This is a genomic window from Kaistia sp. SLG-1, from assembly GCF_059699055.1.
The window spans coordinates 123,157-146,320 of sequence record NZ_AP048544.1 but is presented as its reverse complement, the minus strand read 5'-3'; the positions used below and the strand labels follow the sequence as shown (position 1 = coordinate 146,320).

General features: G+C 67.3%; 19 protein-coding genes. 1 reads left to right on the top strand and 18 read right to left on the bottom strand.

All coding sequences use genetic code 11. The features are described from left to right. Positions 1-89: 89 nt before the first annotated feature. The 18 genes from trmB to mutS all read right to left on the bottom strand — a co-directional run bounded on the left by trmB (position 90) and on the right by mutS (position 20,642). On the bottom strand, positions 90-788 hold the full coding sequence (gene trmB / locus AC6HZP_RS00670) for a tRNA (guanosine(46)-N7)-methyltransferase TrmB (protein WP_497524994.1): 699 nt from the start codon (positions 786-788) through the stop codon (positions 90-92). Beyond that, positions 785-1,975, bottom strand: coding sequence for a methionine adenosyltransferase (metK, locus tag AC6HZP_RS00665; RefSeq protein WP_201401607.1), 1,191 nt, complete (start codon positions 1,973-1,975; stop codon positions 785-787). The genes trmB and metK overlap by 4 nt, the downstream gene beginning before the upstream one ends. Before the next feature lie 170 nt (positions 1,976-2,145). Then, positions 2,146-2,559, bottom strand: coding sequence for a helix-turn-helix domain-containing protein (locus AC6HZP_RS00660; RefSeq protein WP_201401606.1), 414 nt, complete (start codon positions 2,557-2,559; stop codon positions 2,146-2,148). Positions 2,560-2,708: 149 nt separating this feature from the next. Further along, positions 2,709-4,346: an apolipoprotein N-acyltransferase gene (gene lnt / locus AC6HZP_RS00655; protein ID WP_497524993.1), complete on the bottom strand. Its 1,638-nt coding sequence runs from the start codon at positions 4,344-4,346 to the stop codon at positions 2,709-2,711. A gap of 75 nt (positions 4,347-4,421) precedes the next feature. Next, the gene (locus AC6HZP_RS00650) at positions 4,422-5,279 is read right to left on the bottom strand and encodes a hemolysin family protein (RefSeq protein ID WP_244669686.1); all 858 of its coding nucleotides are present in this window, start codon (positions 5,277-5,279) and stop codon (positions 4,422-4,424) included. Positions 5,280-5,435: 156 nt separating this feature from the next. Next, on the bottom strand, positions 5,436-5,933 hold the full coding sequence (gene ybeY, locus AC6HZP_RS00645) for an rRNA maturation RNase YbeY (protein WP_497524992.1): 498 nt from the start codon (positions 5,931-5,933) through the stop codon (positions 5,436-5,438). Further along, on the bottom strand, positions 5,930-6,958 hold the full coding sequence (locus AC6HZP_RS00640) for a PhoH family protein (protein WP_497526715.1): 1,029 nt from the start codon (positions 6,956-6,958) through the stop codon (positions 5,930-5,932). The genes ybeY and AC6HZP_RS00640 overlap by 4 nt, the downstream gene beginning before the upstream one ends. Positions 6,959-7,008: 50 nt before the next feature. Further along, a complete protein-coding gene (miaB, locus tag AC6HZP_RS00635) occupies positions 7,009-8,415 on the bottom strand; it encodes a tRNA (N6-isopentenyl adenosine(37)-C2)-methylthiotransferase MiaB (protein WP_497524991.1) in 1,407 nt (468 codons plus the stop codon). A gap of 75 nt (positions 8,416-8,490) precedes the next feature. Further along, positions 8,491-9,333 (bottom strand): lyso-ornithine lipid O-acyltransferase, encoded by an 843-nt coding sequence (olsA, locus tag AC6HZP_RS00630; RefSeq protein WP_497524990.1) that lies wholly within the window; start codon positions 9,331-9,333, stop codon positions 8,491-8,493. Continuing rightward, positions 9,333-9,797 carry a Fur family transcriptional regulator gene (locus AC6HZP_RS00625; RefSeq protein ID WP_201401601.1) on the bottom strand — a complete coding sequence of 155 codons (465 nt, stop codon included), beginning with the start codon at positions 9,795-9,797 and terminating at the stop codon, positions 9,333-9,335. Before AC6HZP_RS00625 ends, olsA begins: the two co-directional genes overlap by 1 nt. Positions 9,798-9,823: 26 nt before the next feature. Beyond that, entirely contained in the window at positions 9,824-10,312 is a 489-nt protein-coding gene (locus AC6HZP_RS00620) for a GNAT family N-acetyltransferase (protein ID WP_201401600.1), read from the bottom strand. Beyond that, entirely contained in the window at positions 10,309-10,971 is a 663-nt protein-coding gene (gene tsaB / locus AC6HZP_RS00615; RefSeq protein ID WP_497524989.1) for a tRNA (adenosine(37)-N6)-threonylcarbamoyltransferase complex dimerization subunit type 1 TsaB, read from the bottom strand. The genes AC6HZP_RS00620 and tsaB overlap by 4 nt, the downstream gene beginning before the upstream one ends. A 46-nt stretch (positions 10,972-11,017) precedes the next feature. Beyond that, positions 11,018-11,575, bottom strand: coding sequence for a NifU family protein (locus AC6HZP_RS00610; RefSeq protein WP_201401598.1), 558 nt, complete (start codon positions 11,573-11,575; stop codon positions 11,018-11,020). 121 nt (positions 11,576-11,696) lie between these two features. After that, complete coding sequence (locus AC6HZP_RS00605) at positions 11,697-12,191, bottom strand: universal stress protein (protein ID WP_201401597.1); 495 nt, start codon at positions 12,189-12,191, stop codon at positions 11,697-11,699. Positions 12,192-12,260: 69 nt separating this feature from the next. After that, positions 12,261-13,304, bottom strand: coding sequence for a tryptophan--tRNA ligase (gene trpS / locus AC6HZP_RS00600; RefSeq protein WP_497524988.1), 1,044 nt, complete (start codon positions 13,302-13,304; stop codon positions 12,261-12,263). Positions 13,305-13,366: 62 nt separating this feature from the next. Further along, the gene (gene murJ / locus AC6HZP_RS00595; protein ID WP_201401595.1) at positions 13,367-14,932 is read right to left on the bottom strand and encodes a murein biosynthesis integral membrane protein MurJ; all 1,566 of its coding nucleotides are present in this window, start codon (positions 14,930-14,932) and stop codon (positions 13,367-13,369) included. 166 nt (positions 14,933-15,098) lie between these two features. Next, positions 15,099-17,888 (bottom strand): [protein-PII] uridylyltransferase, encoded by a 2,790-nt coding sequence (locus tag AC6HZP_RS00590; protein ID WP_497526714.1) that lies wholly within the window; start codon positions 17,886-17,888, stop codon positions 15,099-15,101. A gap of 90 nt (positions 17,889-17,978) precedes the next feature. Further along, positions 17,979-20,642 (bottom strand): DNA mismatch repair protein MutS, encoded by a 2,664-nt coding sequence (mutS, locus tag AC6HZP_RS00585; protein ID WP_497526713.1) that lies wholly within the window; start codon positions 20,640-20,642, stop codon positions 17,979-17,981. Positions 20,643-20,848: 206 nt separating this feature from the next. On the opposite strand from mutS, the gene AC6HZP_RS00580 reads away from it, so the two are divergent. Next, positions 20,849-23,131, top strand: coding sequence for an NADP-dependent malic enzyme (locus AC6HZP_RS00580; RefSeq protein ID WP_201401593.1), 2,283 nt, complete (start codon positions 20,849-20,851; stop codon positions 23,129-23,131). The last annotated feature ends 33 nt before the right edge of the window (positions 23,132-23,164 follow it).

Genomic DNA, 23,164 nt, shown 5'->3' with positions numbered 1-23,164 from the left:
CTCGGCCGCCGTTCCAGGCTGCGGCGGTGACGCAGCGGCGGCGCGTTTTCCGGCCGGATCGCCTTGGCGATCCGCCATCCTGGAGCCGCTCAGCAGCGCTCGAAGGTCAGGTAGCTGCCCTGCCGGCCCTCGCGAAAGGCCTTCTGCTCGTAGCGGGTTCCGGGCCAACCGGCCCAGGGCTTGCGCCAGTCGTCGGCGTCGCGCGCGGTCCAGCGGAATTCCGCATGGTCGCGGACATGCAGGAGCGTCCACTCGACATAGGACTCGATGTCGGAGGCAAAGCGGAACTGCCCGCCCGGACGCAGGACGCGCGCGAAGCGGTCGAGGTTCTTCTCGGAGACAAAGCGCCGCTTCCAGTGGCGGAACTTCGGCCACGGATCGGGATAGAGCAGATCGATCGCCGCGAGGCTCGCCGGCGGCAGCCAGTCGAGCAGCTCCGCCGCATCGCGGTCGAACAGACGGACATTCGTCAGGCCGCCGGCATCGATGGCGGAAGCCGCCTTGGCCATGCCGTTGACGAAGGGCTCGACGCCGATGCGGCCAATGTCCGGCTCGGTCGTCGCCCGGTGGACGAGATGCTCGCCGCCGCCGAAGCCGATCTCCAGCACGACGTCGCCGACCGGCGCCGCGAACAGCTCCGCCAGCGCCTTGGGCGCCGGCTCGGACGTATCCACGCTAAGGCGGGCAAGCACATCGGCCAGGGTTTCGGCCTGACCGGCGCGGAGATTGTGTCCCTTGCGCCGGCCATAGAAAGAATCGCGCCGAGACGCGTGCTCCGCGACGGTCACAGGGATTTACGGATCTGTTCCACGAGGTCGGTCCGCTCCCAGGAGAAGCCGCCATCCTCTTCCGGCGCGCGGCCGAAATGCCCGTAGGCGGAGGTGCGCGCATAGATCGGACGGTTGAGCTGGAGATGCTCGCGGATGCCGCGCGGCGACAGGTCCATCACTTCGGCGAGCGCCTTCTCGACGCTGGCCTCGTCGACCCGGCCGGTGCCGTGCAGATCGACATAGATCGACAGCGGCTGCGAGACGCCGATGGCGTAGGAAAGCTGGATCGTGCAGCGCGACGCGGCGCCCGAGGCAACGACGTTCTTCGCCAGATAGCGCGCGGCATAGGCGGCGGAACGGTCGACCTTGGTCGGATCCTTGCCGGAGAAGGCGCCGCCGCCATGCGGAGCCGCGCCGCCATAGGTGTCGACGATGATCTTGCGGCCGGTGAGGCCCGCGTCGCCGTCCGGCCCGCCGATGACGAACTTGCCGGTCGGGTTGACGTGCCAGATCGTCTTGTCGTTGATCCAGCCCTGCGGCAGGGATTCACGGATATAGGGCTCGACGATCGAGCGGACGTCGTTCGAGCTCAGGTTTTCGTCGAGATGCTGGGTCGAAAGCACGATCTGCGTGACTTCGACCGGCTGACCGTTCTCGTAGCGGACGGTGACCTGGCTCTTGGCGTCGGGGCCGAGCGCATGCGTCTCGCCCGAGCGGCGCGCCTCGGACAGGCGCTTCAGGATGCGATGCGCGTAGAAGATCGGCGCCGGCATCAGTTCCGGCGTCTCCGAGCAGGCATAGCCGAACATGATGCCCTGGTCGCCGGCACCCTCGTCCTTGTTGCCGGCCGAGTCGACGCCCTGGGCGATGTCGACCGACTGCGCATGCAGATGCACGTCGACATTGGCCGTCTCCCAATGGAAGCCGTCCTGCTCGTAGCCGATATCCTTGATCGCCAGACGGGCGATGTGGGACACCAGATCCCGGGTAATCGCCGCCGGGCCGCGGGTTTCGCCCGCGATCACCACGCGGTTGGTGGTAGCCAAAGTCTCGGCAGCGACACGGAGATGGCTGGGATCCCAGCCCTGTTCCGGGCCGATGCGGAAGAAAGCATCGACAATCTCGTCGGAGATACGGTCACAGACCTTGTCGGGATGCCCTTCGGAAACAGACTCACTCGTGAACAGGTAGGACGTTCTCGACACTGAACCGGACCCCGCGCAGAAAATGGCCGGAGCAGGGTGCCCCGGCGAAAACCGATGAGCTTTTTTAGCCAGTACGTTCAGCGGGTCAAGCCGCAAAGGGCGAGTTGGCGCGGAATGGCCCTTTTGGGGAACAAACTTCTGCGCCTGGCCCGTTCAGAGCGATAGCCGGCTCAATCTTCCGCTTCTTCGCCAGCCACGGCGCGAACCAGATCGACGATGCGCCGGCGAACCTTCGGATCCTTGATCCGGATGAAGGCCTTGTTCAGCTGCAACCCTTCGGTGCTCGTGAGAAAATCGGTCACGAAGGCCGCGGGCCGCGATTCCGCGAAGCCGCTGTCGTTGGACGAACCCGGCGCATCCTCGAAGAAGAAGGAGACCGGAACTTCCAAGACCTGGGCAATGTGCTGCAACCGGCTCGCGCCGATGCGGTTGGTGCCCTTCTCGTACTTCTGGATCTGCTGAAAGGTGATGCCAAGGCTCTCGCCCAGCTTCTCCTGACTCATTCCCTGCATCATCCGGCGGAGCCGGACGCGCCCACCCACGTGCATATCAACGGGATTGGGCTGCTTTTTGTTAGCCATCAAGGGCTTATTCTCCTAGACCCATGCGATACGTACCAGACCTGACTGAGCCACGCTCCCACCGGCCGTACGTGCCTGCACTCACATCCGGCATCGATCGCCGATTATACAAGCCCCGCCCGTCCGCAAAATGCAACCACACCTTCAGCGTGTCAATTGCGCTGTTTAGTCCGGGTGAAACGGCCAGTAGAACTCACAACCCATGCCAGTATGATCAAGGCGAAATAGAGGTGGTCACGATAAGTTGAATAGATGGTTGCTGGCAGCGCACTCGGTAGCGGAGCATCCAACACGCCGAACGACCCGATACCAAGGTCAGCAATAAGGTTACCATATGGATTTATAACTGCGGATATACCGGAATTAGCAGCTCTTGCCACCGGCAAACCTTCCTCTACGGCACGTATGGTTGCCTGATGCAAGTGTTGCCAAGGTCCCGGTGTATCGCCAAACCATGCGTCATTGGTCACATTGACCAGCCATCCGGGCCGATTTTGCGGGTCAATCGCGGCGCCGGGGAAGATAATCTCGTAGCAGATCAGCGGCCCGAAGGCCGGCGCTCCCGGCACGGCGATCGTGGCGGCGCGGCTGCCCGCGTCGAAGCCGCCCGGCAGCGCCACCATCTGCCGAAGCCCGATCCGGCGGAACAACCCCTCGAACGGCAGGTACTCGCCGAACGGCACGAGGTGGACCTTGTCATAGCTGTCGCGGATGACGCCGGCGGAATCGATGACCTGCAGGCTGTTGAAAACCCGGGGTTCGACTTCCTCGCCGAGCACCGCTTCGGCCCGCGCGGCGCCGGTGATCAGCGTCGTTCCCTCCGGCAGCAGTGCGCCGATTGTGGCGAGCGCGTTCGGCTTTTCGGCGAGCAGGAAGGGAAAGGCCGTCTCCGGCCAGATCAGATGGGTGAAGGGCGGCGGCTGGCCGTCCTGCATGCCCTTGGCGCTGAGGCTCAGATAGCGGCCGAGGATCTCGTCGTCGCGGCCGGAGGCCCATTTCTCGTCCTGTGCGATCACCGGCTGCACGAGACGCAGCCGAACGCCGGGCACCATGGTCGCGTCGGCCGAGGCGAGACGCCAGGCGCCATAGCCGAGATCGGCCACGAACAGCGCCGCCAGCACGGCGAACGCCCAGCGATCGGCGGTCCGTTCGCCGCCGTCACGCCCGAACAGCAGCACCGGCGCGGCGAAGACGAGGAAGGCCAGGAGCGTCACGCCCCAGACGCCGACCAGCGACGCCACCTGCATCATCAGCGGCACCGGCATCAGCGTGTAGCCGAAGGCGTTCCACGGGAAGCCGGTCAGGAGATGCCCGCGCAGATATTCGGCGAGGCTGAGCCAGACGGCGAGGAGGACGACGCGCCGCCAGCCTTGTGGCCAGAACAAGCGGGCGATGGCAGCGCCTGCGCCCCAGAACAGGGCGAGCCCGGCCGGCAGCGCCAGCACGGCGAGCGGCATCAGCCAGGCGAACTCCGCGGCATCGACCAGGAAGGCGGCGCCGATCCACCAGAGGCCGCCGACGAAATAGCCGAAGCCGAAGCTCCAGCCGGTCACGAAGCCCGGCCGCGCCCGCGCCAGCAACGAGGCGCCGGACGGGCTGGTCGCCCCGTCCAGCAGCCAGACGAAAACCGGCAGCGTCAGCCAGAGAACGGGAAACCAGCCGAGCGGCGGCAGGGCCAGCGCCGAGAGCGCGCCGGCGCCGAAGGCGGTCGCGAGCCGCGACCAGCCGGACGCCAGCCAGCGAAGGCGGCCGCCGGCGGGCGCGATCGGAGAATTGGAGCGAAGGACCATGATCTCCCGTCTGCTATCGGCGCAGCGCCACGGATGGCGCGGCGCCGACATGGATGCGGGAGACCCGGGCGGCGGTCAAGCCGCGGCCGCGTCCGGGCGGCGGATCCGCAGACGCTTCACCCGGCGCGGGTCGGATTCGAGGATCTCGAACTCCAGCCCGCCCGGCACGTCGATCCGCTCGCCGGTGGCGGGAATGCGGCCGAGCAGCGTGAAGACGAGCCCGCCCAGCGTGTCGACGTCGTCATGCTCGGAGCCGAGATCGAGCCTTGTGCCGAGCACCTTCTCGAGATCGTCGAGATCGGCGCGGGCGTCGGCGAGATAGGCGCCGTCGGGCTCCTGCGTGATCATCGGCGCCTCGTCGTCATGCTCGTCCTCGATATCGCCGAAGACGATCTCGACGACATCCTCGAGCGAGACGAGACCGTCGGTGCCGCCATATTCGTCGATGACGACGGCCATCTGGACGCGCTTCGCCTGCATGGTCGACAGAAGCGTCGTCGCATGCATCGAGGGCGGCACGAACAGGACCTCGCGGATGACCGACGCCTGCGACAGGCCGACGCCGAGATCGACGCGGCTCAGGTCGAGCCCGCCCTCGGCGGTCGCCGCCGTCATCATGTAGTCCATCAGGTCCTTGATATGGACCATGCCGATCGGGTCATCGAGCGATTCCCGATAGACCGGCATGCGCGAATGGCCGGAATCGCGGAAGGCGGCGACCGCTTCGCCGATCGTCTTGTCGACGTCGAGGGCGAAGATGTCGGCGCGCGGGATCATCACGTCGTCGACGCGCACCTCGCGCAGCTTCAGGATGTTGCGCAGCATCCGGCGCTCTTCGGCCGAGAAGGTATCGTCCTCCTCGCCGGCGTCCAGCGCATCCTCGATGTCTTCGCGGAGCGAGCCCGGGGCCTTCAGGCCAACGGCCTGGCGCAAGCGGTCCAGCCAGCTTTCCGGGGCGCGTTCGACCTCGCGCGGCTCCGGCGCGGAGGTCTGACTACTTGGAGGTTCAGGGTTCGATTCAGCGCTCGAACCGGGCGTCTCAGTGTCACTCATCGTCCGTCGTTTTCAGTGGTTTCGCTACCGCCGCCATCACAGCGCGCTTTCGGCGTAGGGGTCGGCGATGCCGAGGCGCGCCAGGATCTCCGTCTCCAGAGTCTCCATGCGTTCCGCTTCGTCATCCTCCAGATGATCATGCCCGAAGAGGTGAAGCAACCCGTGCACCACCAGATGGGTCAGATGGTCCTCGAATGCCAGCCCCTGCTCAAGGGCCTCGGCGACCACTGTTTCACGTGCAACGACGATGTCGCCGAGCAGCGGTCCGAACAATTTGGCATCCGGCGGACTGCCGGGAAAGGACAGCACGTTGGTCGGCTTGTCCTTGTCGCGATAGTCCGCATTGAGCTGGCGCACATGCTCGTCGTCGGTGAAGACGACCGACAGTTCCGAGCCCTTGACGGCCGGAAGCCGGCCGATGGCGAAGCTCGCCTCGACGGCGCCGGCCACCAGCCGAGCCAGTTCGTCCTCGTCCGGCCAGTCGCCGGCCTCGACCAGAAGGTCGATGGCGATCGGCAGCGTCTCGCCGCTCATGCGGTGCCTCCCGCGCGTGCGGGACGCGCCTGCGGAACCTGCCGGGGCGGCGCCTTGTCATAGGCGCGCACGATGCGGCCGACGAGCGGATGGCGAACGACGTCGACATCCGTGAACTTGATCTGGACGATGCCGGGCACGTCGCGCAGCAGCTCGCTCGCCTCGACCAGGCCGGAGACCTGGCCGGGCGGGAGGTCGACCTGGGTCGGATCGCCGGTGACGATCATGCGCGAGCCTTCGCCGAGGCGGGTCAGGAACATCTTCATCTGCATCGAGGTGGTGTTCTGCGCCTCGTCGAGGATGACGACGGCATTCGCCAGCGTCCTGCCGCGCATAAAGGCGAGCGGGGCGACCTCGATCATGCCCGAGGTCAGGCCACGCTCGACCTTCTCCGGCGGCATCATGTCGTAGAGCGCGTCATAGAGCGGGCGGAGATAGGGATCGACCTTCTCCTTCATGTCGCCGGGCAGGAAGCCGAGCCGTTCGCCAGCCTCGACGGCGGGGCGCGAGAGGATCAGCCGCGAGACGTCGCCGCGCTCGATCAGCGCCGCAGCATAGGCGACGGCGAGATAGGTCTTGCCGGTGCCGGCAGGCCCCATGCCGAAGACCAGCTCGGCGCGGTCCATGGCGCGGATATAGGCGTCCTGGGCCGGGTTGCGGGCCATGACGGTGCGGCGGCGCGTCGAGATCTGCGCCATGGCGAGCCGGCCCTTCGGCTCCAGGCTCGGCAGGGAGAGCTGCTCGTCATCGGCGACCGCCATGCGGATGGCGCCCTCGACGTCGGCAGGACCAACCTCGTGCCCCTGCTGCAGGCGGACATAGAGCAGGTCGAGCGCCAGCCTTGCCTGCGCGCAGGCCTCGGGCCGGCCGCGGATCGTCACCTGGTTGCCACGCGCCACCGCCTCGACGCCGAGCTTCTGCTCGATAATGGCGAGGTTCTGGTCGAACTGGCCCAGGAGCTCGCTCGCCAGACGGTTATCGTCGAAGGCGATCACGACATGGGCGATATCGGAGGCATGCGCCATGTCGGCGCCTCGCGCAGCCGGATGACCGGACGGCGTATTGGAGCGTGCATTCACGAAATGACCTCCACGAGATGGCTTTCCTTTGTCGACAGGGGAACCGGCTCCGCCAGCGTGCCGAACAGCGAATTCGACCCGAGGCTGTCGATGGTGACCCGGCCGATCGTGCCGATGCGTTCGGCATCGCCATCGACCAGCACGGCCTGCAGGAAGGGCGAACGGCCCATGAGCTGGCCGGGAAGCCGGCCGGACTTCTCGAACAGCACGTCCAGCGTCTCGCCGACCTTGGAGCGGTTGAACGCGGTCTGCTGGTCGAGGATGAGCGCCTGCAGGCGCTGCAGCCGCTCCGACATCACCGCTTCCGGGACATGGTTGTCATGGCCGGCGGCGGGTGTGCCGGGGCGCGGGCTGTATTTGAACGAATAGGCGGCGGCATAGCCGACCGTCTCGACCAGCCGCATCGTCGCCTCGAAATCGGCGTCGGTCTCGCCCGGGAAGCCGACGATGAAATCGGACGACAGCGCGATGTCGGTGCGGGCGGCGCGGATGCGGTCGACGAGGCGGAGATAGTCGTCCGCCTTGTGCTTGCGGTTCATCGCCGCGAGGATCCGGTCGGAGCCGGCCTGAACGGGCAGATGCAGATAGGGCATCAGCGACGGCAGATCGCGATGGGCGGCGATCAGGCTGTCTTCCATGTCGCGCGGATGGCTGGTCGTGTAGCGCAGCCGATCGAGGCCGGGGATCTCGGCCAGGCGGAACAGAAGCTCGCCCAGGCCCCATTCGCGGCCGTCCGTGCCGACGCCATGCCACGCGTTGACGTTCTGGCCGAGCAGCGTCACCTCGCGCACGCCGGCATCGGCCAGCCGCTCGGCTTCCTGCACGATCTTCTCGACCGGGCGCGAAACCTCGGCGCCGCGCGTATAGGGAACCACGCAGAAGGTGCAGAACTTGTCGCAGCCTTCCTGGATGGTCAGGAACGCCGTGACGCCGCGCGCCCGCGTCCGCTCTCTTGATGCGGCCGGAAGGCGGTCGAATTTCTCGGCGATGGCGAATTCGGTCTCGACCGCCCGCTTGCCCTTCGCGACATCGCGCAGGAGCTGCGGCAGGTGCTGGTAGGACTGCGGCCCGACGACGAGATCGACCACCGGCGCGCGCCGGGCGATCTCCCGGCCCTCGGCCTGGGCGACGCAGCCGGCGACGCCGATCGTCACGGTGCGGCCTTTCAGGGCCGCCTCCTCCTTCATCACGCGCAGGCGCCCGAGCTCGGAATACACCTTCTCGGCCGCCTTCTCGCGGATGTGACAGGTATTGAGGAGGACGAGGTCGGCGTTCTCGGCGCTATCGGTCGCTTCGTAGCCATCGCTTGCCAGCGCATCCGTCATACGATCGGAATCGTAGACGTTCATCTGGCAGCCGTAGGTCTTGATGAAGACGCGCTTCTTTTCCTGGGTTCCGGTCATTGATCCGGTTATCTACCGCCACGGTTTGGCTCTGGCATGATCGCCCGCGACGGATTTTGCCGTCGCCTGCCCTTCCTAGCTGCTTTCTGTCTCGCTGAGAATAGCCGCGTCCGGTGACGCTGCCGTGACCGTCATGTTCCGGACGCCGCGCGCCTTGACCGAACGGACCAGCGCCCGCACTTCCGCCTCGGCCTTCGCCGTCACCTGCTTGCGGTCCGTATCCGGCCCGAAGGCGATCGGCTGGCCGAACGCCACGACGGCGTCGATGGCGCCGATATCGATCATCGCCGCCAGATGCGGGGCGAGATCCATGTCGCCGTGCCAGGCGATGTCGGCCATGCGCGAACGCTCGATCGGCAGGCCCTGAAAGCCGACATAGACGATCGCGACCGGCTGCACCGTGATGGGAGCCCCGCCGCCGGCGTCGCGCGCGGCGCCGACCAGGGCGCTGCGGAAGGGCAGCACCTCGATGCCGTCGCCGGTGGTGCCCTCCGCGAACAGCACGAGCGCCTCGCCGCCGGCGAGCCGCGCCGCGATGGCGCTATTCGAGGCGGCCGTCGCCGTCCGGCGGGTGCGATCGATGAAGACGCTTCGCTGCAGCTTGGCCAGCCAGCTGACCACCGGCCAGCCGGCGACCTCGTTCTTCGCGATGAAGGAAACCGGCAGCACGCTGCCGAGCGTGACGATGTCGACCCAGGAGACGTGGTTGGAAACGATCAGCAGCGGCCGGTCGGCCGTTGGCTTGCCCTCGACCCGCACTTTCAGCCCGAGACTGCGCGCGGCGGCGCGCTGCCACCACATCGGCACGCGGGCGGCGAGGCGCGGCCGAAACCGCATCGCGAACAACTGCACCGGCAGCAGGACCAGCGTCACCAGCAGCAGGTAGACCAGAACGCCAGCGCGCCGGAGCCAGCGCATCAGTTGCCGCCCTTGGCGCCCTTGGCAGACTTGTCGTCGATCGGCACGGCATAGAGCTCGAGCCGATGATCGACGAGCCGGTAGCCGAGACGCTTGGCGATCAGCTCCTGCAGCGCCTCGATCTCCTCGCTGCGGAACTCGATGACGTCGCCGCTGCGCAGGTCGATCAAATGGTCGTGGTGCTCGTCCGAGACCATCTCGTAGCGGCTGCGGCCGTCGCGGAAATCATGCCGCTCGATCATGCCGGCGTCCTCGAACAGCTTCACCGTGCGGTAGACGGTGGAGATCGAGATGCGCGGGTCGATCGCCGAGGCGCGGCGGTAGACCTCCTCGACATCGGGATGATCGGTCGCGACATCGAGCACGCGCGCAATGATGCGGCGCTGCTCGGTCATGCGCATGCCCTTCTCGACGCAAGCGTCTTCGAGGGTCGTCGGATGCTGAAGCTCTGGCGTCACACTCATCTCCTGCCCCACCTTGATCCCATTGCTCAACGGAGCTGCAGCCGCAAGACAAGCGCCGTGCCACCCGGCCCCTTGCCATCGCTATAGTAACCCTTTCGCCGGCCGACTTCGAGGAATCCCAGCGACTGATAGAGGCGCACGGCGCTCTGGTTGCCCTCGTCGACCTCGAGGAAGATCTCCGGCACCAGGTCGCGATAGAGGCTGCGCAGCGCCTCCTCCATCAGCTGGCGCCCATAACCCCGTCCGCGGCTCGACGGCGCCACGGCGATGGTCAGCACCTCGGCCTGGTCGGCGACGGTGCGGACCAGGATGAAGCCCTGCGGACGGCGGGCGCCGAACAGCGTCTCGCGGCGAAGCACGAGGCTGAACACCGTCTTGTCGGTGATCAGCGCCTCGATCTCGTCGGCGCTCCAGCCGCGCCGGAAGCCAGCCGCGTGGATCTCGACGAGAGCCTCGATGTCGGCGGGTTCGGCCGGATCGATGATGATCCGCGGGCGAAGCAGCATGTCCATCATTGGCGCTGGATTCCCTTGTGGTGCTGCGGCTGCGCGTCGGGCGGCCGGATGTAGAGCGGCTTGGGCGGATGCGTTGCCGGATCGAGCGCCGCGCCCCGCGCAAGCAGCGTGGCGATATCGGGCGCCGAGCGCGCATGGACGACCCGGTCCGGCCGCTCGAGCCGCAGCGCCCCGGCCCCGGCGAGATCGGCATCCCGATCCGCCGCGAGTGCCGCGAACGCCTCGATCGGGCCGAGCGTCGCTTCGCCGAGCGGCTGCAGCGAGGCGGAAAAAAGCTGGCCGTAGAGTTCGTCGCCGCGCGCCGGCAATAGCGCCAGGATCGGCCGGTCTGCTCCCTCGGGTCTCTCCCGCGCGGCAAGTGCTGCGTGGCTCTCTAGCGTCGTGACGCCGACGACCGGGACGCAATTGACCAGCGCCAGCCCGCGCGCCGCCGAAATGCCGACGCGCAATCCGGTGAACGAGCCGGGGCCGACCGAGACGATGATGCGGGAAAGCGAGCCCGCCGACACGCCGGCCTCGGCCAGCACGGCGGCGATCTCCGGCATCAGCAGTTCGGCATGGCCCTTGCCGATCGTCCGCTCGCGCAAAAAGACGGTCCCGCCGGCTTCAAGGGCGACGGAACAGTTCTCGAGGGCGGTGTCGATGGCGAGCAGGGTCATAAGACCCCGGATAGTGCCAGAGAGCCGCGCTGTCGAGCGTTCCCGATCAGGAAACGGCCTCGACCTCGCGCACTTCAGGTACGAAGTGACGCAGCAGGTTCTGGATGCCGTGCTTCAGCGTCGCCGTCGAGGACGGGCAGCCCTGGCACGAGCCGCGCATGTTGAGATAGACGACGCCGTCCCGGTAACCTTGGAAGGTGATGTCGCCGCCATCCTGGGCGACCGCGGGACGCACGCGCGTCTCGATCAGCTCCTTGATGGTCTCGACCAGCTCGGCATCGCCCTCGTCGAAGAATTCCTCGTCGCCAGCATGCGGCTTCAGCGTCGCCATGACCGGCACGCCGGCCATGAAGTGCTCCATGATCGCGCCGAGGATGGCGGGCTTCATGTGCTGCCACTCGCCGTCCTTCTTGGTCACGCTGATGAAGTCGTGGCCGAGGAACACGCCGGCGACGCCGTTGACGGCGAACAGGCGCTCGGCCAGCGGCGACCGCTCGGCCTCGTCGGCGTCGCGGAAATCGGCGGTGCTCTCCGGCAGGACGAGCCGACCGGGCAGGAACTTCAAGGTCGACGGATTCGGCGTCGCTTCGGTTTGGATGAACATGATGCGGGCTCCGTCCGAACTTGTTTAGAAGATTTCTAGAATGGCATGATAGCCAGTGTCGCGGGTCCGTCCAAGCGGAAACACGACCTCGCCGTCAAAATCGTAGTCTTGGGGTCAGGTTTCAAGCGATGGCGGCGATGTCGTCGTCGGAAAGCGTGCCCGGCACGATGGTAATCGGCACCGGGAAGGTCGCCGAGTGCTTGCCGGCGATCGAGGAAACGAGCGGACCCGGCCCTTCCTTGTCCGTGCCGGCGGCGAGAACCAGGATCGCGATGTCCTCGTCCTCCTCGATCAGCGCCGTGATCTGCTCGGCCCGCGTGCCTTCGCGGATGACCATTTCCGGCTCGATCGAGGAATGGCGCCTGGCGAGGTCGGCGAATCGGCCGAGCGTCGTCTCCGCCTCCTCCATCGCCTCGGCGCGCATGATGTTCTCGACGCCGATCCAGTGCTGGAAGCCGGACGGCTCGATCACATAGAGCAGGACCAGCGCGCCGCTGGTCCGCTCCGCCCGCCGCGCGCCATAGATCACGGCGCGCGAGCATTCGGGCGTATCGTCGATCACCGCCAGGAACTTGCGGCGGTGACCGGCCTCGGTGCTCTTTCGCTTCATCAGCATGCTTCAATGCTGCCATCGGCGGAACGGCGCCGCAAGACGCCGGACCGCGCCATGCGCTTACGACTTGCCTTACGACTTGCGCCGGATGAAGCCGACGACGTCCTTCACGCCGTTGAGGATCGGCCGGGCTATGGCGTCGGCCCGCGCCGCGCCGTCGGCGAGGATCGCGTCGATATGACCGGGATCGGCCATCAGGCGACGCATCTCGCCGCCGACCGGACCGAGCTTCTCGACCGCGAGATCGGCCAGCGCCGGCTTGAAGCCGGAGAACTGCTGGCCGCCGAACTGGGCGAGGACGGCGTCCTTGGAAAGGCCGGAGAGCGCGGCGTAGATGCCGACCAGATTGTCCGCCTCGGGACGACCCTTCAGGCCCTCGACTTCGCTCGGCAGCGGCTCGGCGTCGGTCTTCGCCTTGCGGATCTTCTGCGCGATCGCATCGGCGTCGTCGGTCAGGTTGATGCGCGAATAGTCGGACGGGTCCGACTTCGACATCTTCTTCGAGCCGTCGCGCAGCGACATGATGCGGGTCGCCGGGCCCGTGATGACCGGCTCGGTGATCGGGAAATAAGCGTCGCCGAAGCCGTGGGCTGCGATCGACTCGGCATAGTCGTTGTTGAACTTCTGCGCGATGTCGCGCGTCAGCTCGAGATGCTGCTTCTGGTCCTCGCCGACCGGCACATGCGTCGCCTGGTAGGCGAGGATGTCGGCGGCCATCAGGCTCGGATAGGCGAGGAGGCCGAGCGAGGCGTTCTCCTTGTCCTTGCCGGCCTTGTCCTTGAACTGCGTCATGCGGTTCATCCAGCCGATGCGCGCGACGCAATTGAAGATCCAGGCGAGTTCCGCATGGGCGGAAACCTGACTCTGGTTGAAGACGACGTTCTTGACCGGGTCGATGCCGGCGGCGACGAAGGCGGCCGTCACCTCACGGATCTGCCGCGCCAGCTCGGTCGGCTCCTGCCAGACGGTGATCGCGTGCATGTCGACCACGCAGTAGATGCACTCGTTCTCGTGCTGCAGGGCGACGAAGTTGACGATCGCGCCGAGATAGTTGCCGAGATGGAGATTGCCGGTCGGCTGGACGCCGGAAAAGATGCGCGTCTTGAATTCGGTCATCAGAAACCCCGTTTTTCCGGCGCGTTATGGCGCGGCGTTGCAATGCGCGCAAGCGCGGAAGGTTAGCGACTCCTACGGTTGCGAAGCTTGCCGAGGATGGTGCCGAAATGCACGACGCCGGTCAGCTGGCAGAACATGGCGAACAGCACCAGCCCGATCGCGCAGATCGTGCCCATCGCGGCGGCGCGGAACAGGATGCGCTGGTCGGCGAAATAAGGCTCCGCCCACCAGGCGACGAGGAAGACGGAAAGCCCCATCGCCATCGCCGCGACCAGCACCATCGGCAGGTTGCGCCGTACCTTGTCGTCGAAGAGGAAGTGCCCGCGCTTGTGCAGCGCCCAGCCGAGCAGCGCCGCATTGACCCAGCCGGAAATGCTGGTGGCGATGGCGATGCCGACATAGGTGAGCGACGGGAACAGCGCCAGCGAGCCGACGATGTTGACGGCAACGCCGATGGCGGCGAACCACATCGGCGTCTTGGTGTCCTCGCGGGCGAAGAAGCCGGGCGACAACACCTTGATCAGCACGAAGGCCGGCAGGCCGACGGCATAGCCCATCAGCGTGTGGGCGGTGGCCAGCGTGTCCTCCGGCCCGAACTCGCCACGCTGGAACAGAACCTGCACGATCGGCTTGGCCAGCACGAACAGCGCGATCGCCGCCGGAAGCGTCAGCGTCATCGCGAATTCGAGGCTGCGGTTCTGCGTGTAATGGACCAGATCCGTGCGGCCGGAACGGACATGGCGCGACAGGTCCGGCAGCATGACGACGGCGATGGTGGCGCCGACGATGCCGAGCGGCAGCTGATACAGGCGGTCGGCATAACCGAGGATGGCGATGGCGCCCGGCGCGAAGGAGGCGATCATCGTGCCGATGACGATGTTGATCTGGGTGACGCCGCCGGCGATCATCCCGGGCACGGCGAGCGTCGTCAGCCGGCGAACCCCTGCCGTCAGGCGCGGCCAGCGCAGCTTCAAGAGCATGCCCGTCCGCCAGGCATCGAAGACGACGACGGCCAGCTGGAAGACGCCGCCGATCAGCGTCGCCCAGGAGAGCAGGATACCGGCCTCGGCCGTGTTCTCCAGCTTGTAGAACAGGATGTAGGCGAGCGCCGCCACCAGCACGACATTGAGAAGGCCCGGCGCCATCGCCGCCGCCATGAAGCGCCCTTCCGCGTTCAGCACGCCGCTATAGAGCGCCAGCAGCGAGATCAGCGTCAGATAGGGGAACGAGATCCGGGTGAGCAGCACCGCGAGATCGAATTTCGACGGATCCGACACGAAGCCCGGCGCCATGATGTACATGAGCGGCACCATGGCGATCAGCGCGATCACCGTCAGCACGATCAGGAAGGCGAACAGCGCCGACAGCGCCTCCGAACCAAACTCCTTGGCCGCGTCGCGGCCCTCGGCCTCGAGCTTGCCGGCGAACAACGGAATGAAGGCGGAGGAAAAAGCGCCTTCGGCAAACAGCCGCCGGAACAGGTTTGGGAAGCGGAAAGCGACCATGAACGCGTCCGCCACCGGCCCGGTGCCGAGCGCCGCCGCCATGAACATGTCGCGGACGAAGCCGAGAAGCCGGCTCGATGTCGTCGAACCACCGACGGTGACAAAGTTTTTCAGGAGAGACATTGCCACCTGGCGGATCGGAAGGAGGAACACGTCGCCCGCGCCCGCGAGCGGGCCGAGTTAGACCCTTGGTTGCGAGAAAATCAAGGCAAAGCGAAGGCCGAGCGACCGCCGCCGCCTTCCCGTCGCGCGCTTTCGCAAACGAAGCCGCGCGCGACCGCTTTCCGCCTCAGCCGGCCTTCTTCGCGGCCGGCTTCTCCGCCGGCGGCAGGCCCTCGAACGCCTGATGCAGGCGACGGCGGATACTCGCCTCGCGATTGGCGTTCATCACCTTCCGGCCGGTCAGATCGGTGACGTAGAAGACGTCGACCGCCCGCTCGCCGAAGGTGACGATATGGGCCGAAGCGATGTTCAGGTTCAGATCCGAGATCGAGCGGGTCAGGTCGTAGAGCAGGCCCGGCCGGTCGAGCCCGGAGGCCTCGATCGCGGTGAACTGGTTCGACCAGGAATTGTCGAGCAGGATCTGCGTCTCGACGGTGAAGGCCTTGATGCGGGCGCGCGACTTCGCCTTCTTGGCGATCGCCTCCGGCAGCGCCACGGCGCCGGAAAGCGCCTGCTCGATCAGCGCACCGACCTTGAGCGCCCGCGTCGTCTCCTCGGCGTCGGTCTCGAATTCGCGCGCGATGAAGATGGTGTCGACCGCGAGCCCGTCGGTCGTGGTGAAGATCTGCGCGTCGACGATGTTGCCGCCGGCGGCAGTGCAGGCGCCGGCGATCATCGAGAGCAGGCGCGGATGGTCGGGCGCAAGAACGGTGATCTCGGTGATCGCCTCGAAGGCGCGGGTCGTGACCGCCGTCGCCAGCGTCCTGCCGGAGCGGTCGGCGTCGCGGATCAGCGCCGCATGCGCGATCTTGCGCGGCAGGTCGACGCGCAGCCAGTAGGCCGGATAGTGACGATCGAGATAGGTGTCGAGCTCCTTGGCCGGCCAGTCGGCCAGCGCCTCGGCCAGCTCCGCCTTGGCGGCGGCGACGCGCTCGTCGCGCGAGACCTGGCTGTGACCGCCGGTGAGCAAGGGCTCGGTCTCGTAGTAGAGCGTGCGCAGCAATTGCCCCTTCCAGCCGTTCCAGACGCCGGGGCCGACCGCCTTGATGTCGGCGATGGTCAGCACCATCAGCATCTTCAGCCGCTCCAGGCTCTGCACCACGGCCGCGAAATCCTGGATCGTCTTGCGGTCGCCGAGATCGCGCGACTGCGCCGTCATGCTCATCAGGAGGTGATGCTCGATCAGCCAGGCAACCGTCTCGGTCTGCGCCGGCGTCAGGCCGAGGCGCGGGCAGAGCTTGCGCGCCACCCGGGCGCCGGCGATCGAATGATCCTCCGGCCGGCCCTTGGCGACGTCGTGCAGGAACATCGCGACATAGAGCGCGGTGCGGTCCTGGATCGTCGGCATCACCGAATTGGCGAGCGGATGCTCGCTGGCGCGGTCGCCGGCGTCGATCTCCGACAGCACGCCGATCGAGCGGATCAGATGCTCGTCCACCGTATAGTGGTGGTACATGTTGAACTGCATCATCGCGACGACCTTGCCGAAGTCAGGCACGAAGCGACCGAGCACGCCCGCCTCGTTCATCCGCCGCAGCACCACCTCGGGCTGGTTGCGCGAGGCGACCAGCTCCAGGAACAGGCGGTTGGCCTCCGGATCGTCGCGCAGCTTCGCGTCGATCAGCTTCAGCGAGCGCGTCACCTGCTTCATCGCGTCGGGATGGAAGGCGAGGTTGTGCTTGTCGGCCAGATGGAAGATGCGGATCAGATTGACCGGATCGCGCTTGAAGACGTCCGGCGAAGCCATGTTGATGCGGTCGTGCTCGACGACGAAATCGCTGGAGCCGGTGATCTTGCGATGGCGGCGGCGGGAGCCGAAGGTGAAGAACCGGTTCAGGAGCGGCGTCGGCTTGGCGTTCTCCTCCTCCAGACCGGCGCAGAAGATCATCGTCAGGTCGCCGACATCCTTGGCGACCAGGAAGTAGTGCTTCATGAAGCGCTCGACATCCTTCATGCCCGGATGCGAGGTGTAGCCGAGGCGGACCGCCATCTCGCGCTGCACGTCGAAGGAGAGCCGCTCCTCCGGCCGCCCGGTCAGGAAGTGCAGATGGCAGCGCACCGACCAGAGGAAATCCTCCGACTTGCGGAATAGCGCCATCTCCGAGCGCGAGAACAGCCCCGCCTCGACCAGCGCGTCGCCGGAGCGGACGCGGTAGAAATATTTGGCGATCCAGAACAGCGTGTGCAGATCGCGCAGGCCACCCTTGCCTTCCTTGACGTTCGGCTCGACCACATAGCGCGAGGCGCCCTGCCTGCGGTGACGATCGTCGCGCTCGGCGAGCTTGGCCGCGATGAATTCCGGCCCGGTGCCCTTCACCACCTCGGTGTCGAAGCGCTGGGTCAGTTCGTCGAAGAGATGCCGGTCGCCCCAGAGGAAGCGCGCTTCCAGGATGGCGGTGCGGATCGTCATGTCGCCGCGCGACAGGCGGATGCATTCGTCGACATTGCGGGTGGCGTGGCCGACCTTCAGGCCGAGATCCCACAGCATGTAGAGCACGAACTCGACGACGCTCTCGCCCCAGGGCGTCTGCTTGTAGGGCAGCACGAACAGGAGATCGATGTCGGAGCCGGGTGCCAGCATGCCGCGGCCATAGCCGCCGACCGCCACCAGCGCCATGCGTTCGGCCGAGGTCGGGTTCTCGGCCGGATAGACGTGGCGGACCGCCACCTCGTAGATCGCGCCGATGATCTCGTCCTGCAGGCGCGACAGGCGACGGGCGCAGGCGCTGCCATGACCGTCGGCGATCAGCTGCGCCTCGGCCTCGGCCCGGCCGGCCTTCATCGTCTGCTTCAGATGGGCGAGAACGGCCGACCGCAGCGCCGATTTATCCAGCCCCGGCGCCATCGCATGGAGTTCCTCGGCGAGCGAGGGGCCGTCGAGGAGCGCGGTGTCGGATCTGGTGGTCATGGAGGCGATCGGCCCTGGATCGTGGCAAGTGGCCGAAACCTAGACCGCTTTTCGGACCCGCGCCAATAGTCGCGTCGGCGCGGCTCCGGCCCCGGCGGGTCAGCGATTCTGCGCCCGCGCCGCTTTCAGGCTGTAGAGCGCCTCCAGCGCCTGTCGCGGGGTCATTTCGTCCGGCTGCAACCCGTCGAGGACCGGGCCGAGCGGGTCTTCCGCCACGACAGGCTGCGGTTTGACGGCGAGCGCGGCAAATAGCGGCAGATCGTCAATCAGCGTCGCCGCCGGCGATTTGCGGTCGGTTTCTTCCAGGTGCGAGAGCACGTCGCGTGCCCGCGCCACCACGGAGGGCGGCAGGCCGGCGAGCTTCGCCACCTGGATGCCGTAGGAGCGATCGGCCGCGCCGGCGACGATCTCGTGCAGGAAGACGACGTCGCCGTTCCATTCCTTGACCCGGACGGTGGCGTTCTCCAGCCGGTCGAGCCGCTGCGACAGCGCCGTCAGCTCGTGATAGTGCGTCGCGAACAGGCCGCGGGCGCGGTTGACCTCATGCAGATGCTCGATCGCCGCCCAGGCGATCGACAGGCCGTCGAAGGTCGCCGTGCCGCGGCCGATCTCGTCGAGGATAACAAGCGAGCGGTCGGTCGCCTGGTTGAGGATCGCCGCCGTCTCGACCATCTCGACCATGAAGGTCGACCGGCCGCGCGCGAGATCGTCGGCGGCGCCGACGCGGCTGAACAGGCGGTCGACGATGCCGAGATGGGCGCTCTCGGCCGGCACGTAGGAGCCGATCTGCGCCAGGATGGCGATCAGCCCGTTCTGGCGCAGGAAGGTCGATTTACCGGCCATGTTCGGGCCGGTGATCAGCCAGATCAGGCCGGGCTTGCCATCCTTGCGGGCGCCGAGGTCGCAGCCATTGGCGACGAAGGCGGCGCCGCCGTCGCGCTTCAGCGCCTGCTCGACGACCGGATGGCGGCCGCCCTTGATGGCAAAGGCCAGCGAGCGGTCGACGACCGGCCGGGCATAATTGTCGGTCTCGGCCAGCGTCGCCAGCGCGGCCGTGACGTCGATGACGGCGAGCGCCGCCGCGACGGCGCGCAGCCGATCGGCCACGCCGACGACATGGGCGAGCAGCGCGTCGAAGGTGGCCTGCTCGATCGCCAGCGCACGGTCGCCGGCCGAAGCGATCTTCGCCTCGAGGTCGGCAAGCTCGGTGGTGATGAAGCGCATGGCGCCGGCCATGGTCTGGCGATGGATGTAGCGGCCGGCGAAATCGGCGCCCAGCAGCCGCTCGCCATGCTGCTGCGGCACCTCGATGAAATAGCCGAGCACGTTGTTGTGCTTGATCTTCAGCGCCTTGATGTCGGTCTCGGCCGCATAGGTCGCCTGCAGGCCCGCGATCACCTGGCGGCTTTCGTCGCGCAGCGCCCGCGTGGTGTCGAGATCGGCGTCGTAGCCGGGGCGGACGAAGCCGCCGTCGCGCTTCAGGAGCGGCAGCTCGTCGGCGAGCGCCGCCGCGAACTCGGCGGCGAGATCATGCGGCGCGTCGGCGAGCGACGCGCGGGCGGCGACCAGCTCGTCCGGCAGGGCCGACCCGTCCTCGCCGAGCGTCGCCGCGAGCCGCGCCGCCGCATCGAGGCCGTAGCGGATGCCGGCGAGATCGCGCGGGCCGCCGCGATTGAGCGACAGGCGCGACAGGGCGCGGGCGAGATCCGGGCTGGCGCCGAGCGCCTCGCGGATGACGGTGCGCCGTCGCCCGAGCTTCAGCATGTGATCGAGCGCATCGAGGCGGCGTTCGATCAGCTCCGGATCGGTCGAGGGGCTGGCGAGCCGTTCGGCGAGCAGGCGCGAACCAGGGCCCGTCACGGTCCGATCGATCGCCGCGAGCAGGCTGCCGCGCCGCTCGCCGGAAAGCGTCCGGACCAGTTCCAGATTGGCGCGCGTCGCCGCGTCGATCAGCATGACGGCGCCGTCGCTCTCGCGGATCGGCCGGGCGAGCGGCGGCCGCTCGCTGATCTGCGTCTTCTCGACATAGGCAAGCGCCGCGGCCGCGGCCGAAAGCTCGACGCGGGAGAAGGAACCGATGCCGTCCAGCGTGCCGACGCCGAAATAGGCGGCGAGCCGCGTGCCGGCGGTCGAACCGTCGAAGAACGCGCCCGGAAGCGGCGTCACCGAGACGGGGAGTTCGCGCACGAACGGACCGAGGTCCTCGTCGGCGAAGAAGCTGTCGGGAACGAGCAGCTCGCGCGGATCGACGCGGGCGATGTCGGCCGAGAGCCGCGTCTGGTCGGTCTCCGCCAGGCGGAAATCGCCGGTCGAGATGTCGATCCAGGCGATGGCGAAGCGGTCGCTGCCATCCGCCGCCGCGCCGCGCAGCCGCGCCACCGCGGCGAGATAATTGTTGCGACCGGCGTCGAGCAGCGTGTCCTCGGTCAGCGTGCCCGGCGTGACGAGGCGGACGACGCCGCGCTTCACCACGGACTTGCCGCCGCGCTTCTTCGCCTCGGCCGGATCTTCCTGCTGCTCGCAGACGGCGACGCGGTGTCCGAGCGAGATCAGCTTCTGCAGATAGTCGTTGGCGGCATGCACCGGCACGCCGCACATCGGGATGTCCTCGCCGAGATGCTTGCCGCGCTTCGTCAGCGTGATGCCGAGCGCGCGCGACGCGACCTCGGCATCGTCGAAGAACAGTTCGTAGAAGTCGCCCATCCGGTAGAACAGCAGGCTGCCCGGATTGGCGGTCTTGATCTCGAGATACTGCTCCATCATCGGCGTGGGCCGGGGAAGCGTGGCGTCGGGGGCGGGATCGGGTGAGAGCATGGCGGGGACGCTAGCAAAACGTTGAAGGTGTTTCACCCTCGCGCGCGGGGTGATCGCACTTGAGATCACAAAAACCGGTGATATCGTCGCGGTCCACAATCTGAGACGGCGAATGCCGTCCGCCCCCTGGAAACGCCTACGCCGAGCCCCATCCCATGACCGAGACCAAACGTCCCGCCAAAAGCGGCCCCGTGCTCACCGACAAGGAGGCGCTGGATTTCCACGCCCAGGGGCGGCCGGGCAAACTCGAAATCACGCCGACCAAGCCGATGGCGACGCAGCGCGACCTGTCGCTCGCCTATTCGCCCGGCGTCGCCGTGCCGGTGAAGGCGATCGCCGAGAACCCGGCGCTCGCCTACGACTACACGACGCGCGGCAATATGGTCGCCGTCATCTCGAACGGCACCGCCATCCTCGGCCTCGGCAATCTGGGCCCGCTCGCCTCGAAGCCGGTGATGGAGGGCAAGGCCGTCCTGTTCAAGCGCTTCGCCGACATCGATTCGATCGATCTCGAGCTCGACACCGAGGATGTCGACGCCTTCGTCAACTCGGTCCGCTATCTGGGCCCGTCCTTCGGCGGCATCAATCTCGAAGACATCAAGGCGCCCGACTGCTTCGTCATCGAGAGCCGGCTGCGCGAGCTGATGGACATTCCCGTCTTCCATGACGACCAGCACGGCACGGCGATCATCGCCACCGCCGGCATGATCAACGCGCTGCACCTGACCGGCCGCGACATCAAGACGACCCGCCTCGTCTGCAACGGCGCCGGCGCCGCCGGCATCGCCTGCATCGAGCTGGTCAAGGCGATGGGCATGCCGGCCGAGAACGTCATCCTCTGCGACACCAAGGGCGTGGTCTACCAGGGCCGCACCGAGGGCATGAACCAGTGGAAGACGGCGCATGCGACGCCGACCGACGCGCGCACCCTCGAAGACGCGATGAAGGGCGCCGACATCTTCTTCGGCGTCTCGGCCAAGGGCGCCCTGACGCCGGACATGGTGCGCTCGATGGCGCCGAAGCCGATCATCTTCGCCATGGCCAATCCCGATCCCGAGATCACGCCGGAGGAAGTGGCCGAGATCCGCGACGACGCCATCATGGCGACCGGCCGCTCCGACTATCCGAACCAGGTCAACAACGTCCTCGGCTTCCCCTACATCTTCCGCGGCGCGCTCGACGTGCGCGCCACGACGATCAACGAGGACATGAAGATCGCGGCGGCCAACGCCCTTGCCGCCCTGGCGCGCAAGGACGTTCCCGACGAGGTCGCCGCCGCCTATCAGGGCGTCCGTCCCCGCTTCGGGCCGCACTACATCATTCCGGTGCCGTTCGATCCGCGCCTGCTCTCCGACATCCCCGCCGCGGTCGCCCAGGCCGCGATGGACAGTGGCGTCGCCGGCAAGCCGATCGAGGACATGGCCGCCTACAAGATCCAGCTCTCGGCCCGCCGCGACCCGATCGTCGGCACGCTGGCGCGGATCTACGAGCGCGTCCGCCGCAATCCGAAGCGCGTCGTCTTCGCCGAGGGCGAGGAAGAGCAGGTGATCCGCGCCGCCTCCAGCTTCGTGTCGCAGGAACTCGGCAAGGCGATCCTGATCGGCCGCGAGGACATCATCCGCGAGACGGCGGCGAACGCCGGCATCGAGCTTGTCGACGGGATGGAAATCCACAATGCGCGGCTGTCGAAGCGCAACCCGGCCTATATCGACTTCCTCTATGCCCGGCTGCAGCGGCAGGGTTACCTGCATCGCGACAGCCAGCGCCTGATCAACACCGACCGCAACTATTTCGGCGCCACCATGGTGGCGCTCGGCGACGCCGACGCCATGGTCTCGGGCGTGACGCGCAACTATTCGACCGTCCTGCACGACGTGCGCAAGGTGATCGACACCCGCCCCGGCCATCGTGTCATCGGCGTGTCGATCGCGCTGATCCGCGGCCGCACCGTCGTCGTCGCCGATACGGCGGTGCACGACATGCCGACGGGCGAGGAACTGGCCGACATCGCCGTCGAGGCGGCCGGCGTCGCCAAGCGCCTCGGCTACGAGCCGCGCGTCGCCATGCTGGCCTATTCCACCTTCGGCCAGCCGGAGAGCGAACGCTCCCGCCATGTCCGCGAGGCGGTGCAGATCCTCGAGCGCCGGCGCGTCGGCTTCGAGTTCGACGGCGAGATGGCGGCCGACGTGGCGCTGAACCAGAAGGCGATGGCGGCCTATCCGTTCTGCCGCCTGTCGGGTCCGGCCAACGTGCTGGTCATGCCGGCGTTCCACTCGGCCTCGATCTCGACCAAGATGCTGCAGGAGCTGGGCGGGGCCACGGTGATCGGGCCGCTGCTCGTCGGCCTCGACAAGCCGGTGCAGATCCTCTCGCTCGGCGCGCGCGACAGCGACATCGTCAACATGGCGGCACTGGCGGCCTTCAACGTGGGCGGCTAAAGAGGCGGACGAACGCCAACCGTCGGACCCCGC

Coding starts and splice junctions, on each gene's coding strand:
- lnt (WP_497524993.1), bottom strand. CDS start 4,346: ATGGTCCTTCGCTCCAATTCTCCGATCGCGCCCGCCGGCGGCCGCCTT.
- ybeY (WP_497524992.1), bottom strand. CDS start 5,933: ATGAGCGGCGAGACGCTGCCGATCGCCATCGACCTTCTGGTCGAGGCC.
- AC6HZP_RS00640 (WP_497526715.1), bottom strand. CDS start 6,958: ATGGCGCATGCCTCCGATATCGCCCATGTCGTGATCGCCTTCGACGAT.
- miaB (WP_497524991.1), bottom strand. CDS start 8,415: ATGACCGGAACCCAGGAAAAGAAGCGCGTCTTCATCAAGACCTACGGC.
- olsA (WP_497524990.1), bottom strand. CDS start 9,333: ATGCGCTGGCTCCGGCGCGCTGGCGTTCTGGTCTACCTGCTGCTGGTG.
- AC6HZP_RS00625 (WP_201401601.1), bottom strand. CDS start 9,797: ATGAGTGTGACGCCAGAGCTTCAGCATCCGACGACCCTCGAAGACGCT.
- AC6HZP_RS00620 (WP_201401600.1), bottom strand. CDS start 10,312: ATGATGGACATGCTGCTTCGCCCGCGGATCATCATCGATCCGGCCGAA.
- tsaB (WP_497524989.1), bottom strand. CDS start 10,971: ATGACCCTGCTCGCCATCGACACCGCCCTCGAGAACTGTTCCGTCGCC.
- AC6HZP_RS00610 (WP_201401598.1), bottom strand. CDS start 11,575: ATGTTCATCCAAACCGAAGCGACGCCGAATCCGTCGACCTTGAAGTTC.
- AC6HZP_RS00605 (WP_201401597.1), bottom strand. CDS start 12,191: ATGCTGATGAAGCGAAAGAGCACCGAGGCCGGTCACCGCCGCAAGTTC.
- trpS (WP_497524988.1), bottom strand. CDS start 13,304: ATGACCGAATTCAAGACGCGCATCTTTTCCGGCGTCCAGCCGACCGGC.
- murJ (WP_201401595.1), bottom strand. CDS start 14,932: ATGTCTCTCCTGAAAAACTTTGTCACCGTCGGTGGTTCGACGACATCG.
- mutS (WP_497526713.1), bottom strand. CDS start 20,642: ATGATGGAGCAGTATCTCGAGATCAAGACCGCCAATCCGGGCAGCCTG.
- AC6HZP_RS00580 (WP_201401593.1), top strand. CDS start 20,849: ATGACCGAGACCAAACGTCCCGCCAAAAGCGGCCCCGTGCTCACCGAC.